The sequence below is a fragment of the Dehalococcoidia bacterium genome, from assembly GCA_003597995.1.
GTDB lineage: Bacteria > Chloroflexota > Dehalococcoidia > Dehalococcoidales > UBA1222 > SURF-27.
Genome location: QZJY01000070.1, coordinates 34223 through 51484, shown reverse-complemented (window position 1 = coordinate 51484; position 17262 = coordinate 34223). Strand labels below are relative to the sequence as shown.

The following is a 17262-nucleotide window of genomic DNA, read 5'->3' as shown; positions in this document are numbered from 1 at the left end:
TAATGAAAGGAGTAGATTAGTGAAGAAGATATCTGAACACTTGAAGTTTTTAAAAAGCCAATCTACTTTTTTACTTTATGGTATCGTTTTCTGGCTTCCGGTTATATTGGTGATTTATATAACGATTCTTCTATTCACCAATGCCGAAAATGTCGGGAGAATGATTCTGGGCGTTGCTGTACCCGATAAGTATTTATTCTTCGGTTTCGGCGCAATCCTTTGTGCATTGATTGTCTATTTGTCAGGCATGGTATTGAAACTAACCAAGCTTGGTAAAGTGCTTTCCAAAGTTCCGGTAATAGGGCTCTTTTTCGGACAGGGCGAGATAATGACTATTAACAGGCTGGCTCATATGGTACCCTGCCTCTTTTTGTATTCACCGACCTGCCTCTCCTATGGCTGGATACTGGCAGAGGAAAAGGTTAAACTGAGCCATAAAAATGCTATCTTCCCGATTATAAACGTCTATTATCCTAATGTGCCCACCCTGATAACCGGCCAGGTTTTTGCGGCGAGGAAAGACACCGTCATGAAGCTGGCCAATTCTTCGACCGAGGTAATTGATCTTCTGCTTTATTCCTTCCGCAGCCCGGCGGCCTTGGAATACATCCCCTGGGAAGACGAATCGATAGAGAACTTCGAAGAACGTTCCAAATATTTCGGCCTGAAATTGGACACCGGTAAAAAAGATGTAGTACTTGAGGAAATCCATCCGGTTCGACACAGCACTAAAAAATAGCCAAAATTCATGTTAAGTTACGGAAAAGATAGGGTAGGACGTCTGGAGCGAAACGAATCAGATTTCGCTGACTCTGGCAGGATGACGCCATGCTGAGCGGCGGTATCACCGAAAGCAGGAAGAAAGATATGCCACCCAAAAATACAGTTACGGTATCCCCTGAATATGCCGAGAGCATCGTCAATACGGTGCGTGAACCTTTAATCGTACTGGACCAGGATTTAAGGGTAGTCACGGCCAGCCGCTCCTTTTATGATGTTTTTGAGGTAAAACCCGCAGAGACCGTAGGGCGGCTAATTTATGACCTGGGTGATAAGCAATGGGATATCCCCAGGCTAAGGGAACTGCTGGAAGAAATCCTGCCCCAAAAGGCGACCTTTGATGACTATGAGGTGGAACACGATTTTCCTGGCGTTGGCAGACGTACCATGCTTTTGAATGCACGGAGGATCCCCATGCCACCGGAAAAGCCAAAAGTTATTCTCCTGGCTATCGAAGATATCACCAAGCGCAAGAGTATGGAAGAATCTTATCTTGGTTTGGCAGCAATTGTTAATACGTCGATTGATGGTATCATCGGGAAAACTTTGCAGGGGGATATTGTCAGTTGGAATAAAGGGGCAGAAAAAATACTTGGTTACTCCGAAAAAGAGATGCATGGCCAAAATATTTCCCTCTTAGCTCCTCCTGGTTACAAAGAAGAAGTACTCAATCAACTTAAGAAACTGCAAGCTGGAGAATTGATTAAAAATTATGAAACGAAACGCATCCGCAAAGATGGAGTAGTAATTGATGTCTCTTTGACTCTTTCGTCAATCAAGGACAAGCTGGGAAATATATACGGCGTGTCGGCTATTATGCACGATATAACCGAACAAAAAAAAGCAAAACAACTGTTAACCGTCAGTGAATACTCCGAGAGCATAATCAACACCGTGCGAGAACCTCTAATTGTTCTGGATAAAGACCTCCGGGTGGTTGCGGTCAGCCGTTCCTTCTATGAATTCTTTAAGGTAAAGCCCGAGGAAACCGTGGGGCAGCTTATCTATGACCTGGGCAATAAACAATGGGATATTCCCAAGCTGCGGGAACTGCTGGAAACCATCCTTCCTCAAAAAACGACCTTTGATAACTATGAGGTTGAACACAATTTTGCCACCATCGGCCGGCGCATCATGCTTCTGAATGCCCGGCAAATCGAACGGGGGATGGGCAAGGAACGGATCATCCTCCTGGCCATCGAAGACATCACCGAGCGTAAGGAGATAGAAGCCGGTCTGGAAAAGACCCGCAAAGAACTCGAGGTTATTAAAAAATCCGCGGATGAAGCCAGTGAATTCGCTGAGAGCGTCATCAACACCGTGCGTGAGCCCTTGATTTCTCTGGATCAGGACCTCAGAGTGGTCACGGTCAGCCGCTCTTTTTATGAAGTCTTCAAGGTGGAACCGGCAGAAACCGTGGGGCAGCTTATCTACGACCTGGGCAATAAACAATGGAATATCCCCAAGCTGCGGGAACTGCTGGAAACCATCCTTCCTCAAAAAACGACCTTTGATAACTATGAGGTTGAACACAATTTTTCAACTATCGGCCGGCGTATCATGCTTCTGAATGCCCGGCAAATTCAAAGAGCGTCTGGCAAGGAGCGTATCATCCTCCTGGCCATTGAGGATATCACCGACCGCAAGGAGATAGAAACCGGCCTGGAAAAAGCCCATGAAGAGTTAAAGGAATTGGCTTCCGAGTTAAAACGCGCCGCTCGCGCTAAATCCGAGTTCCTGGCCAACATGTCGCATGAGCTCAGAACCCCGCTGAACTCCATTAATGGGTTCTCCGAGGTATTATACGACGAGACTTTCGGCCCGTTAAACGATAAGCAGAAGCAATATGTTAATAACGTTTTAACCAGCGGGAAGCACCTTCTTTTACTGATAAATCAGATACTTGATATGGCAAAAGTCGAAGCCGGAAAAATGACGCTGGCTTTATCTATCTTGCCTATGAAAAGCCTGTTAAATGAGCTTTCCATGCTGGTAGCGGATATGGTCAGTAAAAAGAAAATTGAAATGTCACTCGAAATAGCCGAAGATCTGCCCGATATAGAGGCCGATGAGCTCAAGGTAAAAGAGATAATTTACAACCTTCTTTCAAACGCCGTTAAGTTTACCCCCAACGGCGGTAGAATTGGTATGCGGGCAAAGAAAGCCGGTTCCGCGGTGGAAATAGTAGTCTGGGATACGGGGGTCGGTATCGCATCCGAAAATATCGGGAAAATATTTGAAGGGTTTTTCCGTGTCGATACGCCGTATTCCCGGGTAACTGAGGGAACCGGGCTAGGTTTGCCGCTTTCAAAAAAGCTGGTTGAGCTGCACGGCGGGAATTTTTCCGTAGAATCAGAAGGGCTAAACAAAGGCACCAAAGTCAGGTTTACTCTGCCTATTGTATCCAGGAAGGTGATATGAGATGGGGAAGAGAGCATTAATCGTCGATGATAATGGAAACAATCTTATTCTGGAAAAAGACCTCCTGGAGGTCGCCGGATTCGAGGTATTTATATCTGAAAATGCTTCCGGCGGAATTGCCATTGCCCGGAAAGAAAAACCGGATATTATTGTTATGGATGTGAGACTTCCCGATATGCGCGGTACCGAAGCTGCCAGAATATTGCGGCAAGATAAAACCACGCGCGATATCCCCATCGTTTTTGTCACGGCATCCGTAATGGTGGAAGGCCGAGAAGCGATAAACGCTATACCAAACTCCGGATTCATAGGCAAGCCAATTAACACGCGCACCTTCGCCAAGGAAATCAGCCAATTTATTAAATGAGTTTATGTTGAATAGTCAAATTCAAAAGGGATAGATGATAAAAGACAAACCGGTAATCCTGGTTGTCGATGACCAGCCCCAAAACATTGAGCTGCTCGAAGCATATCTTGTTCCGCCGGGTTATGAAGTTGTCAAAGCAACAAGCGGTGAAGAAGCGCTGGGGAAACTTTCCGGCAATAAAATCGACCTGATTCTGCTGGACGTAATGATGCCCGGCATGGATGGTTTTGAAGTTATCCGCAGGGTCAGGCAAGATGATAAAAATCGGCTGCTTCCGATAATCTTGGTTACCGCATTGCGGGAAACTGAAGACCGGGTAAAGGGAATTGAAGCCGGTTGTGACGATTTTCTTTCAAAGCCTGTTGACAAAATGGAGCTTTTAGCCCGGGTGCGGTCCCTGCTTAAGGTCAAAGCCTACAACGACTTGATGGTTAATTACCGCAAAGAGTTGGAGTCCGAGGTAACCAGCAGGACCGAAGAATTAAAGCAAGCCTTCGAGAAGATAAAAGCCGCCTCGCTGGAGACGATTTACCGCCTGTCCATGGCCTCCGAGTACAAGAACGATGACACTGACGCACACATCAAGCGTATGAGCAATTATTCCGCTGCCGTTGCCCGCCGCATGGGTTTGGACGAAAATACTATTGAAACCATTATTTATGCAGCGCCTATGACCGATTTGGGTAAGATAGGTATACCCGACGCCATTCTGATGAAACCAGCCAAGCTTGACTCAATGGAATGGGAAATCATGAAACTACATACGGTCATCGGTGCAAGAATCCTCGAGGGCTCGGACGCCGAATTCATCCGTATGGGAGAAACTATGTCCATGTGCCATCACGAGAAGTGGGATGGAAGCGGTTATCCAAACAGGCTAAAGGGTATAGAGATACCGATCGCCGCACGCATCGCGGCAATCGCAGATGTATTCGATGCGCTGACATCCAGACGGCCATACAGAAAACCATTCTCCGTGGGAGAGTCGCTGGCAATTATCAGGGAGGGAAGGGAAAGCCACTTTGACCCGGATGTAGTGGATGCTTTCTTCGCCATGCAAGACGAAATACTCGCTATCAAGAAGCAGTATGGCGAGGATAGTCAACAGGCTTTTGATATCCCCGAATTGAAGGCGCTGCTGCGGCAATACAACTTTAGACCTAATCCAAATTCCTTTTGAGAAATCCAATGATGAAATTATGAATGTTTTGCCGCAAACGCTGGGTGTCTCAGCCCACGTCTGCCAGGTCAAAGGCGGATAATGCCTGCTAGGAGATAAAGACAATGGATAGTTTTCTTTTCTTAATTACAGCCGTTTTAACCATGGTACTCGTTATAACCGGTTTCTATTATTCCATCCAGTCAAAGAAACAACTAGAAAAAAATCTGGACGAGACGAGGGCTGAAGTGGCCATGGCATCCCGCCCCTTGTTGGTTATCAGGGCGGTGGTTCATGAGGCTGCAACGACTTATGTGGCTGATAGCGTGTCCGCTCCCAAAGGTGCGCAGAAAACTGATGACCGCCCGCTGACTTCCCATTTTTCGCACTTTGAGCTATTTAACGCCGGTAACAGTCCGGCTATAAGCTTGAAAATCTCTTTAATGAACGCGGAAAAGGCTGTCCTGCAGGGTGAGACTCTGGGTTTCCTGCGCAACAACGAGCAGGCTTTAACGTTCGTTCCTATCAAACTTGAACTACACAAAACCTATTACCTCGTTTGTGAATATGAGAGTGTCCGCAGCCGAGTAAGCAAGATCTGGTATCAGACATGGTTGCCCTTCACAGCCATAGAAGGCACGGTGAAAAGCCTTATTAATGTAAATGTCGGTGAACTGGATTTCAAGGAAGTTCCCGCCAGTGTGCATTCAATAGCTTCCCTCAAGCCTAAATAAACATCTCTTACCAGCAGTTGGACGCCATGTCCATTGGGATTTTCATAACCGAACGCATTGATGCCTTTAGAATCCAAGAGAAGCAGTATAGCAGCATATCGATTGCGATACTCTAAAATATAATGACATTCTCCCCGACGCAAGCGTCGGGGTATCACAATAATCTTAGTTGATCTTTGTGAATCTGGATATACTTACCGGATTCGCCGCAAGCGGCGGGGAATTAGACCCTAATGAGATTAATCACATCGGCTTTCTTCTTTCGCTTGATGGCAGGGATCGAGCGAGAGCAAGATTCAAAGAATCTTCACGCCAACGGTTATTCCCAGACTTCCCCGCAAAAATCACGCATATCGGTTATAATTACCTATATGAGAGTCATCGCCGGCAGCGCCAAGGGCTTTCCGCTTAAAGTCCCCAAAGGCACCCCCACGCGCCCCGCCACCGAACTGGTTAGAGGCGCTATCTTCTCCATTCTGGATTCCTCGGTAGAAGACTGGTCGCGCGTACTCGACCTCTTTTCGGGCTCGGGCTCACTGGGCATTGAGGCTCTCAGCCGGGGCGCCGGCAGCTTGGATTTCGTTGACCAGGAACCGCGCTGCTGTGCTATAATCAAGGAAAACCTGGAGAAAACCAGACTCGGCGGCCAAGCTAAAGTGCACTGCACGACGGTAAGCCGGGCTATTTCCATGCTGGACGGGGAATACAACATCGTGCTGATGGACCCGCCCTACAAAGACACCGGCATTGGAAGCACCATTGAACAACTGGCGGCATCGAAACTGGTGGGGGAAGGGACGACGGTAGTCATCACCCACTCGTCCAGATTCAAACTGGAAGCAAGATACGGAGCGCTTGTCATGAAACGCGAATACCGCCACGGCGACAGCACCATCGCCATCTACCGAAAGGAGCATATATCTTGACCACCGCAATTTACCCCGGCAGCTTCGACCCCATTACCAACGGACACCTTGACGTGGCGCAACGCGCCGCACGCGTCTTCGACAAAGTCATCATCGGGGTTTACGACACGCCCGAAAAAAAACTCATGTTCAGCCAGACCGAAAGGGTCGAACTGGCGCGCAAGGCCGTTAAAAACACGCCTAATATTGAAGTGCAGCCTTACAGCGGTCTCACCGTGGATTTCGCCAAAAAGGTCTGTGCGCCAGTGATGGTGCGCGGCCTCAGGGTGAGCGCCGATTTCGAGTTCGAGTTCGACCTGGCCATGATGACCAACAAGCTCTCGCCGGAGCTGGAGATGGTCTGCTTCATGGCCAGCCCGCAATACCAGTTCCTCAGTTCCAGCCTGCTCAAAGAGGTGGCGCGGCTGGGGGGCAAGATTGACGATTGGGTCCCCCTGAACGTGGCCCGGGCCGTAAAGAAGAAAGTGGCTACCAGCAAGTAATTGGTATCTTTTCAAAGGCACTTTGAGATTCGACCGTATCTCAAAAACAAGGATGCCATCAACAAAGAGACATTGCTCCAGAGAATATTGTATATTGATAGACAAATCAGGAGGATATTTTTAAATGGCTTACAAGATTAACGACGACTGCATAAGCTGCGGGGCCTGTGAGCCCGAGTGCCCTAATAAGGCCATCAAAGAAGGCAGCACTATATACGTGATAGACCCGGAGCTCTGCAGCGAGTGCGTCGGCAGCCATACCAAACAACAATGCGTCGAGATCTGCCCGGTGGCCTCCGTTGTCCCCGACCCGGCCTATCAGGAGAACCGCGACCAGCTTCTGGCGAAATGGCAGAAGATTCACCCCGGCGAGACGCCCAAGGTAACCTAGGCTCACTCTATCCGCGAGATATAATACGCAAGCGGCTCTCAGGTCGTTCTAAAATGCTGGGGCGGGTTTGAAACCCGCCCCTCACTAGATAGCGCGATAGTCTCTACGTGAAGAAATTCTTGACTTTGTCGAAGCTGGCAGGCAGCAGCCCCAGCACCAGCGGAAACTTGTCCAAGAGTATTCTGGCCATATTAGAACCGCTCACCGCACCCGTGCTAAAGAAGTTAACCCACAGTGCCAGTAACGCTCCCCACGAGACTGCCCCTATGAGCAGCCCCAGGATGCCGCCTACCAGGTGGTCCAGCCAGCCAAGCATGATGCCGGAGACGAGCTTGTGCAGCAGATTGCCCACCAGCCCGGCCAGTATCATGACAACCACTATGATGGCAATGAAGGCCACGGTTTTGGCGACATCCGTATTGTGGATGAGGCCGAGCCAGCCGCCCACGGTCTTATAATACATGCCTGCCAAGAAGATCCCTAAAATTAAGCCCGCCAGGTTGACCACGCCGCGCACGATGCCGGTGGCCAGTCCGCCGATGACCGAAGCCGCCAGGCTGATGAGTATGAGGATATCCAGCCAGTTCATAATTACCTCCCCTTTTTAAAATCCACCTATCCCCAAGCACGAAGCACAAAGCACCAAATCCTAAATCAAACCAAAGCTCAAATTTTCAAAACTTCGTATTTTGGTATTTGTATTTATTTAGAATTTAGAAATTAGGATTTAGGATTTCGCCCCCAACTCCTGCGCCCTGCGGTAGGCCGCCGCCACGGCTTTCTTGACCAGGTCGTTGAAACCGCCCTCCTCGAACACCTTGAGGGCTTCTGCCGTCGTGCCGCCGGGGGAGGTTACATTACGCCGCAACTCTGTAAGATCTTTAGATGAGGCTTGAGCGAACTCCGCGGAGCCGAGCACGGTTTGGAAAACAAGCGTTTTTGCCATGTCTTCCGGCATGCCGATTTCCTTCGCTCCCGCCATTAGCGCTTCCATGAAGAGGAAGACGTAGGCCGGACCGGAGCCGCTGACGGCTGTGGCCAGGTCGAGGTAGGACTCATAACCCGCATAAATGCCTTTACCCATCACCGTAACGATGGCCTCGGCGCTCGCGCGCTGCGCCGGGGTGACGTCGCGCGTGGCCGTCCACGCGGTAACGCCCTTGCCTATCTGCGCCGGCGTGTTGGGCATGGCGCGCACCACGGCTTGGTGTTTGAGCCCTTCCACCAGCGTTTCCAGCTTCTTGCCCGCGATGATGGAAAAGACCAGCGTTTTTGGGTTGAGCTTACCGCTCAGTTCAGCCATCACGGCAGCAAGTGTTTGAGGCTTCACAGAGAGCACGATTATCTCTCCGCGCCCGGCCACCTCCAGGTTGTTGGTAGAGGTAAAGACGCTCATCTCTTTCTTGAGCCTGTCGAGGAGGGGCTGGCTGACGTCACTGATGGAAACATCCTGCGGTTCGGCCAGGTGGTTTTTAATGACGGCGGCGGCCATGGCCTGTCCCATATTGCCCCCGCCGATGAATGCGATTTTAAATATTCCCACTCTAATCTCCTGATGCTTTATCCAGTCCCCCTCCCTGGAAGGGAGGGACTAAGGGAGAGTCTTATCGAATAGTCTTACCTCGATTGCTACTCCAATTTCCTCTCCCCAACGTGGGAGAGGATTAAGGTGAGGGGGTCAGCCTGTCCCCTATCATAAGTTGCGACGAGCCAAACCGCTACTTCACCACCACGTTGACCAGCCGGCCCGGCACATAAATGACCTGCGCCACGGTTTTTCCGGCGGTGTGCGTCTGCACCTTCGGGCTTTCCAGCGCCAGCTTTTTGGCTTCATCCTCGCTGATGTTGGCGGAAACCATCAGCTTGTCGCGCACCTTGCCGTTCACCTGCACGACCAGGGGAATTTCCTCATCCTTGGCCAATTTCTCATCCCACTGCGGCCAGCTCTGGTTATGGATGCTATATTCGTATCCCAGCCGCGACCACAGCTCCTCGGTGAAGTGCGGCGCGGTGGGCGCCAGCAGCCTGAGCAATGTACGCACAGCCTCTCGATAGTTCTCGACCGGGACGCTCCCCGCTTCTCTAATTTTGGCCAGGTAATTGGAGAACTCCATGAGGGCGGAAATCATGGTGTTGAAGCGCAGGCGGTCCATGTCCTCCGTTACGCGGCGGATGGTCTGGTGCGTCACGCGCAGCAAGTCCTTTACGCTGGGCTCGCCTTCCGAACCACAGGCCACGCCTTCATACGGCTCCAGTGCCAGACTCCAGATACGATTCAGCCAGCGCGACAGGCCGTATATTCCGGAGTCGTCCCAGTCTCCCCCCTGCTCCCACGGCCCGATGAACATGAGGTAGGCGCGCACCGTGTCGGCGCCCAGCTGCGAAACGTAATCGTCAGGATTCACCACATTGCCTCGCGACTTGGACATTTTCTGATGTTCCCGCACGATGGTGCCCTGGTTGAACAGCCGCGTAAATGGTTCGCTGAATTTCACCAACCCGATGTCTCTGAGTGCCTTTACGAAAAAGCGAGAGTAAAAGAGATGCATGACGGCATGTTCAGCCCCGCCGGTATAGATATCGACGGGCATCCACTTCTTCACTATCTCCGGGTCGAAAGCCCCCTCCCCGAAGTGGTGGCTGGTATAGCGCAGGAAATACCATGAGGAGCACATGAAGGTGTCCAGGGTATCCGTCTCGCGCTGAGCCGCGCCGCTGCACTTGGGGCAGGTGGTGTGGAGGAAGCTCTGGCTGTATTTGAGCGGCGACTCGCCGGTGGCCTTGAACTCGGCGTCATCGGGGAGGAGAACCGGCAAGTCCTTCTCCGGTACCGGCACGATGCCGCATTTGTCGCAATACACCATGGGTATGGGCGCGCCCCAGTAGCGCTGGCGCGAGATGAGCCAATCGCGCAGCTTGTAACTTACGGTTCGGTGACCCCACCCCTGCTTTTCGATATATTCGGAAACGGCTGTCTTGCCCTGCGTGTTCTCTGTCCCGTCGAAGTGCCCGGAGTTGACCATTTTGCCGGGTTCGATATAGGCGGCAGCGAGTAGCTTTCCATCCCAAGCGGGAGGGGAGATAACCACTTTTATCGGCAGGCCGTATCTGGTGGCGAAAGTAAAATCGCGCTCGTCGTGAGCCGGCACGCCCATAACCGCCCCGGTGCCGTAGGATAGCAGCACATAGTCGGCAATCCAGATGGGGATTTTCTCGCCGTTCAGGCGGTTGGTGGCATAAGCCCCGGTGAAAACGCCGTCCTTCTCGCGTTCGGTGGAGAGACGCTCTATCTCCGTGTGATGGCGCGCCTTTTCGATATAGGCCTCCACCTCGCCCTTCCTGTCGGGTGTGGTGAGAGCGGCCACCAGCGGGTGTTCTGGGGCCAGCACCATGAAGGTGACGCCATAAATCGTGTCGGGGCGCGTGGTGAAAACTTTTATCTCTTTTTCCGCGACGCCAGGATAGTCCAGCGCGAACGAGATTTCCGTGCCTTCGCTGCGTCCCACCCAGTTGGCCTGCATTATCTTAATGCGCTCCGGCCAGTCCAGGCCGTCATGCCGCATCAGCTCGTCCGCGTATTTGGTGATGCGGAAGAACCACTGCTCCAGGTCGCGCCGCGTCACCTGAGTATCGCAGCGCCAGCATTCGCCGTTGACCACCTGCTCGTTGGCCAGCACCGCCTGGCAGGTGGGGCACCAGTTGACCGGCGCCTTGGCGCGGTAGGCCAGCCCGGCCTCCCACAGCTTGAGGAAGAACCACTGCGTCCACTTGTAATAGTCCGGCTGGCAGGTGATGACCTCCCGGCTCCAGTCGTAGATAGCGCCGATGCTCTTGAGCTGTTTGCGCATGTTTTCAACGTTGGCCATGGTCCAGGTTTTAGGGTGTATGCCGCGTTTGATGGCGGCGTTCTCCGCCGGGAAACCGAAGGCGTCGAAGCCCATGGGGTGCAGCACGTTATAGCCCTGCATGCGCTTGAAGCGGGCATAGACATCGGAGGGAGCCATGGCGTACCAGTGGCCGATGTGCAGGTCGCCCGAGGTGTAAGGGAACATGGTAAGGGCGTACCACTTGGGGGCAGGGCTATCATCGCTCACCTTGTAGAGCGAGCTGTCCGCCCAGCGCTTCTGCCACCTGGGCTCGACCTCGGCGGGATTGTATTTTTCAATCATAGAGTCTTCCTCGTAACCGGATGGATTAACCTATTGTAGCAAGCGCCCACGCACGGCGCAATAAATAATAACCGGATTACCGATAGGCACTATCGTCCGTGCTTAAAAAGCGTTATCATATTTACAGGATTCGATGCCATGAAACGTCATATCGTCATAGCTGCCTCGTTAATCATCGCCGCCTTGAGCATCAGCACGGCGGGTTGCGCGTCTCGTGACAGCGGCAGGATTAGCGATTCCTTCGAGTTGGCAGGCACCTCCTGGCATCTGCAATCATATGGCCTCGCTTCCCAGCAAAAGACTCTTTTGTCATCCACCGAGATCACGCTCGTTTTCGATGGGAATGCGTCTCACATCTCAGGAAACGCCGGCATCAACCTCTACGGAGGAGATTGCGAGATACACGGTAGTGGCATCTCCATCTCGCAGATATACCAAACGCAGTTGGGAAGCCCCGACATATCGGGCGTTACGCAGCAGGAAAATGATTATCTGACGCTGCTGGCGAAGGCCGAGCGTTTCAGCGAAGACTGCTGCGGGCTCATCATCTTCTGTGACGGCGGCGAGTTGCATTTCGTTAGCGGCTGATATCGGGAATCGCAAGAGCAGCCCGCCTAACCTTCTGCCTCCCGCTGCGTTATTATTATCAATTCAGGCAAGGCGAGTTCAAGAAAGGCAGATACTTCACATGCGTAAACTTCTATTGGCTTTACTAACGGCAGCCGCCATACTGGCTATCTTGGCGGGCGGTTGTGCGTCGAAGGCCACCGATAGCAGCAAACCCCCATCCAGCGTCCCCGCCCTCAAAGGCCAGAGCCTGGCCGGCACATCGTGGGTGCTGGCGTCCTATGGGGACCCGGCCAACCTCAAATCAGTAATTGCCGGGACAAAGATTACCCTCACCTTCAGCGACGCCACCGACCAGATAACGGGTAACGGCGGCGTCAACGGATACGGCGGCTTCGCGCAGAGAACCGACAACCAGCTCACATTCAGCGGCATACTGCACACCGCCATGGCCTCCACCGACCAGGCCGTCAATGAGCAGGAGAGCGCCTACTTCGCGCTTCTGTCTGCTGCACGCAGCGTCGAGTTCGGCGGCATCTGGTCGCTGACTATCAACTGCGCGGGCGGCCAGGTGCTGGTATTCAGTGCCGTTGAAAGATAAAGTCAATCGATTTCTACAGGAGGCTGCCAGTGAGCGGCCTCCTTCTTTTTCTCCGCTTTCTCTCTCCCCTTGCGGAGAGGAGCGACCTTTCATCCTTCGTCCGCCTGAGGCGGACGAAGGATCTGGCACGACTGGCACCTTCCATTGCCAGTTAACCCCCTCCGAATGCATAAGCCCAGATGTTTCTCCCCTCAAAGGGGAGGAGAAAGTGTGACCCGATTTGCCGATTTTGCACGCCCCTGTTATCATGTTTCATACCCCTTTGACGTTCAATTACGAGGAGAAAAGCCATTGGAAAGCATCTACATCATCATCCTGATAAACGTGCTGGTATTCGTGGGCGTGAACATCCGCCCGGAGTTCATCGACACCCTGGGGTTGACGCCCGCCATCGTCTGGAGCCACCCCTGGCAGATTGTCACCAGCATGTTCACCCACTACGCCTTTTTCCATATCCTGGCCAACATGTGGACGCTCTACTTTTTCGGCGGCGCAGTGCTGCAGATGCTGGGTGCCCGGCGTTTCTGGATAATTTACATGATAGGCGGCATAGCGGGCAGCCTGTTCTATATTTTGCTGGGAGAGAGTTACTCGACGGCCATAGGCGCATCGGGGGCTGTTTTCGCGCTTGGCGGGGCGCTGGCCGTACTGCGGCCCAACATGCGGGTCATTTTCTTCCCCATCCCAACCCCCATCCCGTTGTGGATAGGCATCATCGGCGGGTTTGCTATCCTTTCATTCATATCGGGCATAGCCTGGCAGGCGCACCTGGGCGGCCTGGCTTTCGGCGCGCTTGCAGGATGGTTTTACAGGCGCAGGAGTTATTAAATCTTGCATGAGCTGATGTTAATTCCGCTGAAGGAGGAAGGCTATGTTTTTCGGTCTGGTGCTGATCGCAGTCGGAGTCCTTGCGTTGCTGGTCGCCACCGGAGTGCTCCCGGGTTCGGCCTGGAGCTATATATGGCCGGTTATCCTGATACTCCTCGGCTTATCGATTCTCATGGGCAGACGCCGGCGCCGTTACTGGCATCGCATGTGGGGCCCGCCTGAAGACGATGACAAAAAATAGCTGTAGGGGTGAGTCATGACTCGCCCCACGAGGATTCCGAAACTATGCTTTCTTCATGCCCTCTTTGAGCGCGGCGTCTCTTTTATAAAGGCTCAGAGTTAAGCGACCAGATCTCCCCTGGCCACAACCAGCCGTTCGGCTATTTCTTCTTCGTGGAGATATGAAACAGCGTATAGGCCGGGCAAACGCCGAGTGACGACGTCACAAACAAGAGCGCCGCCACCACCCACAGCACGATCTGCAAAGCCAGCGAACTGACGAGGAAAGAAATCACCAGAGCTACCACTCCGATAATAAACCTGATTACGCGGTCTGCCGTACCCATGTTACGCTTCATCGAAATCCTCCTCTGTTTTTACTTTGGTTTATTATAACCGTTTCGACATCTCGGTGCGGATGCCTGAGCCTCTGCTTATAGACCTTTCCCCCCATTGCAGGAAGAGCAAAAGCTTGGCCTAAGCCTTTTTCATGCCCTCTTTGAGAGCGGCGATCTCTTTGCGCAGCGCCTTTTCGCGGCGTATCAGGACGAAAACATAGCCGAAAACCAACAACCAGATGACGCTGTAAGCGGCAAAAAGATACCCCAGATTGCTATTCATATTACTCCTTCATGGCCTCCTTGAGGCTCTTTAATTCCCGTTCGTCTTCTTTAAGGTGTACGCGCACCGCCAGAAACAGCAGGTAAAGCGAAGTGAAGGCGGCTATGCTTACCAGCAGAGTCGCCAGCATGGAGCCCGCCAGCCCGCCCTCGAAGATGAGGGCGCTGGGGTGCTGCGAGCGCAACTGTATGGCCAGCGCCACGATAGGCACGTCCACGAAGCCGATGATGCCCACCACCGCCGCGAAACGGGCTTTTCTATCTTCATCGGATATGTACGAGCGTATCATGAAATACGAGAGATAAATGAGCCACAGCGCCAGCGAACTGGTGAGGCGCGGGTCCCAGACCCACCACTTGCCCCAGAACACATGCCCCCAGATGGAGCCGGTGATGAGGATGAGGGTGGTGAACACCAGCCCTGTCTCAGCCGAAGCGCTGGCCACCATGTCCCAGAAGGGATTGCGCTTTACCAGGTAGGCGATTCCCGCCGCGAAGGTGACGAAAAAAGCCAGGAAAGCAACCCATGCCACCGGAACGTGGAAGTAGAAGATGCGCTGTATGTTGCCCTGTTCCGCGTCGGCGGGCACGTAGACGAACACCATGAAAAGCGCTGCTAACATGAGCAGCGTGCTCAATACGAGCAGGATTCTGGGTCTCATAGCCGAACCTCCTATTCTTCGATTGCAGATAGAGAGCCGAATATATATTCGAGTTTAGATAATGCCAAAGTGCTTTTTAATCAATATACGTTAAATTATACACTACATTTTAGCTGGCTGGGGGAATAGGCCAGCTCACCTTTAGTCACCATTGAAAGAACAACGGAATGTCTGCCATTCCATGCGTACGTTTGTACATAATATTTTATATCATTGAAATGTAAATATCCAAAGAATATGCTAAGATGGCAATCGGTTAAATCATAACTGGAGGCGATTATGAAAAAAGCATTATTGATTTACCTTGTATTGGCTCTGACTTTACCGATGGTTCTAATTGCAGGGTGCAAGTCTTCAGCACCCTCTAACACTTCAAAGATGGAGGTGGCCACAACTTTTGTTTTTACAAAACAGCCAACCGGCGCGGCACCGGGTAAAGCTTTTACCACACAGCCAGTAGTCGCGGTAACAGACCCCTACGGGAACGTCATTTTAGGTTATACTGGAGCGATAACGCTGGCCATTACACACGGTACTGGCGCTAGCGGAGCAAAACTATCAGGCAAGATTACGGTAGACGTGTCTGGCGGTACAGCAACCTTTACAGATCTTTCTATTGACATCGTGGGATCTGGCTACTCGCTCACGGCGACAAGTGGAAGTTTGATCCCAACTAGTAGTAAAAATTTCGATGTGGCGGTACCTACACCTCCAACCAAAACCTGAACTTGATTTTGACTTATTGCTCAGTGCTTCCGTTAAGCAAATCTCATCTATCCCCCAAAAAGTGGATGGGGTTGTTCAAACATCAGAAAGCAAGCCCGATTGCTTGATTGTGCCTATTTTATACCTGAAAGGGCGTTCCCGTTACTCTTCGATTACGTATGGAAAAACCAGGAAAGGCACCACCAGGAAAATGACATCGAACGCCGCCAGTATGCCCAGCCAGGAGGTCAGGCCGCCCCATCCGCTTCCCGCCAGCGCCAGCGCGGATGCCTTGACGGCGCTGATGATAACCGGAGTGATGATGGGCAAGAACAGGATGGGCAGCACCATCTCGCGCGCCCGCGTGTTGACCGCCAGCGCCGAGAAGATTGTGCCCACCGCCACGAAGCCGATAGTGGCGAGGAGTGTTACTGCGATTAGTTCCGGCTGGAGCACTGCGACGTTGAAGAGCAGGGCGAAAACCGGCAGGATGACCGCCTCAACCAGCAACATGAAGAACAGGCTGCCGAGCGCCTTGCCCACGTAGATGGCTTCGCGCCCCACCGGGCAGCCCATCAGGCCTTCCAGGCAGTTCTCCTCTTTTTCGGGGATGAAGGCGCGGTTGAGGGCCAGCACGCCCGAAAAGGCGAAGGCCACCCACAGGATGCCGGGGGCTATCTGCAGCGCTATGTCGGGGGACATGTCGAAAGCGAAGTTGAAAATCACCAGCACCAATACGGCGAAGACCAGCACCGAGGAGATAATCTCCCGGCTGCGCAGCTCGGAGAGGATATCCTTCCAGGCGATGGCGGCTACACGGCTCCAGAACTTCATTTCTTCACCGCCGCCGTGCATTCCTGGTACTTCTGCTTCAGTCCGTCGAGGTTGAGAGTGCAAGCCTGAGCTTTAAACGCTATCCTGCCGCGCTCCAGTATGACCACGTCGTCGCAGACCGCCAGCGCCCTCTCGAAGCTGTGGCTGGTGAAGATGATAGTGCGCTTGAGCGTTTCCTCGCGCCTGATGATGTCCCACATGGCGCCCAGCGCCTGCTGATCCAGCCCCGTTTCCGGCTCGTCCAGCAGCAGTATGGAGGGTTTATGCAAGAGCGCCCGCGCCAGCGCCATGCGCTGCTGCATGCCACGCGAAAAGGTGGAAAGGCGGTCGTGCTTGCGCCCGGTCATGCTCACCATATCCAGCACCTCGCCGATACGGCTGCTTCTGTCTTCCACCCCGTACATGCGGGCATAAAAGTCCAGGTTTTCCCAGGCGCTGAGGTTGCCGTAGAGGTAGCTCTGGTGCGCCACCAGCCCCAGTCTGGCGCGCAACAATTCGGCGTTGTCTTTGAGTTCCAGACCTCCGATGAGGATTTTGCCGGAGGTAGGCCGCATAATGCTGGCCAGTATCTTGATGAGAGTGGTTTTGCCGGCGCCGTTGGGCCCGAAAACCGCCAGCGTGCTGCCGGCCGGGACTTTCAGGTCTATTCCGCGCAGCGCCGTGTAGTGGCCGAACGATTTGACCAGTCCGGACGTTTCCACGGCCAGGAGCACGGACGGAGTTGTTGCAACGTTGTTCATGCGGATGGTTTTATTTTAGCGCTTTGCGGGCGCTGTGGCTAGTTGGTCTCCTTCGTC

21 protein-coding genes and 1 pseudogene are annotated in these 17262 nt (G+C 52.7%); 14 read left to right on the top strand and 8 right to left on the bottom strand.

Annotated elements, in window-relative coordinates; genetic code table 11:
* The first annotated feature begins 19 nt into the window (after positions 1–19).
* The 9 genes and pseudogenes from C4542_09290 (at position 20) to C4542_09250 (ending at position 7260) form a co-directional block, all read left to right on the top strand.
* Positions 20–739 carry a hypothetical protein gene (locus C4542_09290; GenBank protein RJO60475.1) on the top strand — a complete coding sequence of 240 codons (720 nt, stop codon included), beginning with the start codon at positions 20–22 and terminating at the stop codon, positions 737–739.
* A gap of 128 nt (positions 740–867) precedes the next feature.
* A pseudogene (locus C4542_09285) lies at positions 868–1266 on the top strand (PAS domain S-box protein).
* Between the two features lie 330 nt (positions 1267–1596).
* Positions 1597–3201 carry a PAS domain-containing sensor histidine kinase gene (locus C4542_09280; GenBank protein RJO60511.1) on the top strand — a complete coding sequence of 535 codons (1605 nt, stop codon included), beginning with the start codon at positions 1597–1599 and terminating at the stop codon, positions 3199–3201.
* Position 3202: 1 nt separating this feature from the next.
* Positions 3203–3568, top strand: coding sequence for a response regulator (locus C4542_09275; GenBank protein ID RJO60474.1), 366 nt, complete (start codon positions 3203–3205; stop codon positions 3566–3568).
* Positions 3569–3605: 37 nt separating this feature from the next.
* The gene (locus C4542_09270; GenBank protein ID RJO60510.1) at positions 3606–4748 is read left to right on the top strand and encodes a response regulator; all 1143 of its coding nucleotides are present in this window, start codon (positions 3606–3608) and stop codon (positions 4746–4748) included.
* 104 nt (positions 4749–4852) lie between these two features.
* The gene (locus tag C4542_09265) at positions 4853–5461 is read left to right on the top strand and encodes a hypothetical protein (protein ID RJO60473.1); all 609 of its coding nucleotides are present in this window, start codon (positions 4853–4855) and stop codon (positions 5459–5461) included.
* Between the two features lie 371 nt (positions 5462–5832).
* Positions 5833–6387 (top strand): 16S rRNA (guanine(966)-N(2))-methyltransferase RsmD, encoded by a 555-nt coding sequence (gene rsmD, locus C4542_09260; protein ID RJO60509.1) that lies wholly within the window; start codon positions 5833–5835, stop codon positions 6385–6387.
* On the top strand, positions 6384–6869 hold the full coding sequence (locus C4542_09255) for a pantetheine-phosphate adenylyltransferase (protein RJO60472.1): 486 nt from the start codon (positions 6384–6386) through the stop codon (positions 6867–6869). Before rsmD ends, C4542_09255 begins: the two co-directional genes overlap by 4 nt.
* Positions 6870–6993: 124 nt before the next feature.
* The gene (locus C4542_09250; GenBank protein ID RJO60471.1) at positions 6994–7260 is read left to right on the top strand and encodes a YfhL family 4Fe-4S dicluster ferredoxin; all 267 of its coding nucleotides are present in this window, start codon (positions 6994–6996) and stop codon (positions 7258–7260) included.
* A gap of 103 nt (positions 7261–7363) precedes the next feature.
* Here the strand turns inward: C4542_09250 and C4542_09245 are convergent, their stop codons facing one another.
* The 3 genes from C4542_09245 to C4542_09235 all read right to left on the bottom strand — a co-directional run bounded on the left by C4542_09245 (position 7364) and on the right by C4542_09235 (position 11429).
* A complete protein-coding gene (locus tag C4542_09245; protein RJO60470.1) occupies positions 7364–7849 on the bottom strand; it encodes a CvpA family protein in 486 nt (161 codons plus the stop codon).
* 138 nt (positions 7850–7987) lie between these two features.
* Complete coding sequence (locus C4542_09240) at positions 7988–8764, bottom strand: pyrroline-5-carboxylate reductase (GenBank protein RJO60508.1); 777 nt, start codon at positions 8762–8764, stop codon at positions 7988–7990.
* Between the two features lie 214 nt (positions 8765–8978).
* On the bottom strand, positions 8979–11429 hold the full coding sequence (locus tag C4542_09235) for a leucine--tRNA ligase (protein RJO60469.1): 2451 nt from the start codon (positions 11427–11429) through the stop codon (positions 8979–8981).
* A gap of 138 nt (positions 11430–11567) precedes the next feature.
* On the opposite strand from C4542_09235, the gene C4542_09230 reads away from it, so the two are divergent.
* The 4 genes from C4542_09230 to C4542_09215 all read left to right on the top strand — a co-directional run bounded on the left by C4542_09230 (position 11568) and on the right by C4542_09215 (position 13666).
* Entirely contained in the window at positions 11568–12017 is a 450-nt protein-coding gene (locus C4542_09230; protein ID RJO60468.1) for an META domain-containing protein, read from the top strand.
* A 100-nt stretch (positions 12018–12117) separates the two neighbouring features.
* Positions 12118–12597 (top strand): META domain-containing protein, encoded by a 480-nt coding sequence (locus C4542_09225; GenBank protein ID RJO60467.1) that lies wholly within the window; start codon positions 12118–12120, stop codon positions 12595–12597.
* Positions 12598–12762: 165 nt separating this feature from the next.
* A complete protein-coding gene (locus C4542_09220) occupies positions 12763–13425 on the top strand; it encodes a rhomboid family intramembrane serine protease (GenBank protein RJO60466.1) in 663 nt (220 codons plus the stop codon).
* Between the two features lie 43 nt (positions 13426–13468).
* The gene (locus C4542_09215) at positions 13469–13666 is read left to right on the top strand and encodes a hypothetical protein (protein RJO60465.1); all 198 of its coding nucleotides are present in this window, start codon (positions 13469–13471) and stop codon (positions 13664–13666) included.
* A gap of 139 nt (positions 13667–13805) precedes the next feature.
* On the opposite strand, the gene C4542_09210 is transcribed toward C4542_09215, so the two are convergent.
* The 3 genes from C4542_09210 to C4542_09200 form a co-directional block, all read right to left on the bottom strand.
* Positions 13806–14003: a DUF2892 domain-containing protein gene (locus C4542_09210; GenBank protein ID RJO60464.1), complete on the bottom strand. Its 198-nt coding sequence runs from the start codon at positions 14001–14003 to the stop codon at positions 13806–13808.
* A 118-nt stretch (positions 14004–14121) separates the two neighbouring features.
* Complete coding sequence (locus C4542_09205) at positions 14122–14265, bottom strand: CcmD family protein (GenBank protein RJO60463.1); 144 nt, start codon at positions 14263–14265, stop codon at positions 14122–14124.
* Position 14266: 1 nt separating this feature from the next.
* Positions 14267–14926, bottom strand: coding sequence for a cytochrome C assembly protein (locus tag C4542_09200; protein RJO60462.1), 660 nt, complete (start codon positions 14924–14926; stop codon positions 14267–14269).
* A 279-nt stretch (positions 14927–15205) separates the two neighbouring features.
* On the opposite strand from C4542_09200, the gene C4542_09195 reads away from it, so the two are divergent.
* Positions 15206–15652, top strand: a complete 447-nt coding sequence (locus C4542_09195) for a hypothetical protein (protein RJO60461.1) — start codon at positions 15206–15208, stop codon at positions 15650–15652.
* A gap of 141 nt (positions 15653–15793) precedes the next feature.
* Here the strand turns inward: C4542_09195 and C4542_09190 are convergent, their stop codons facing one another.
* On the bottom strand, positions 15794–16465 hold the full coding sequence (locus tag C4542_09190) for a heme ABC transporter permease CcmB (protein ID RJO60507.1): 672 nt from the start codon (positions 16463–16465) through the stop codon (positions 15794–15796).
* Positions 16462–17205, bottom strand: coding sequence for an ABC transporter ATP-binding protein (locus tag C4542_09185; protein RJO60460.1), 744 nt, complete (start codon positions 17203–17205; stop codon positions 16462–16464). Before C4542_09185 ends, C4542_09190 begins: the two co-directional genes overlap by 4 nt.
* Positions 17206–17262 lie beyond the last annotated feature (57 nt).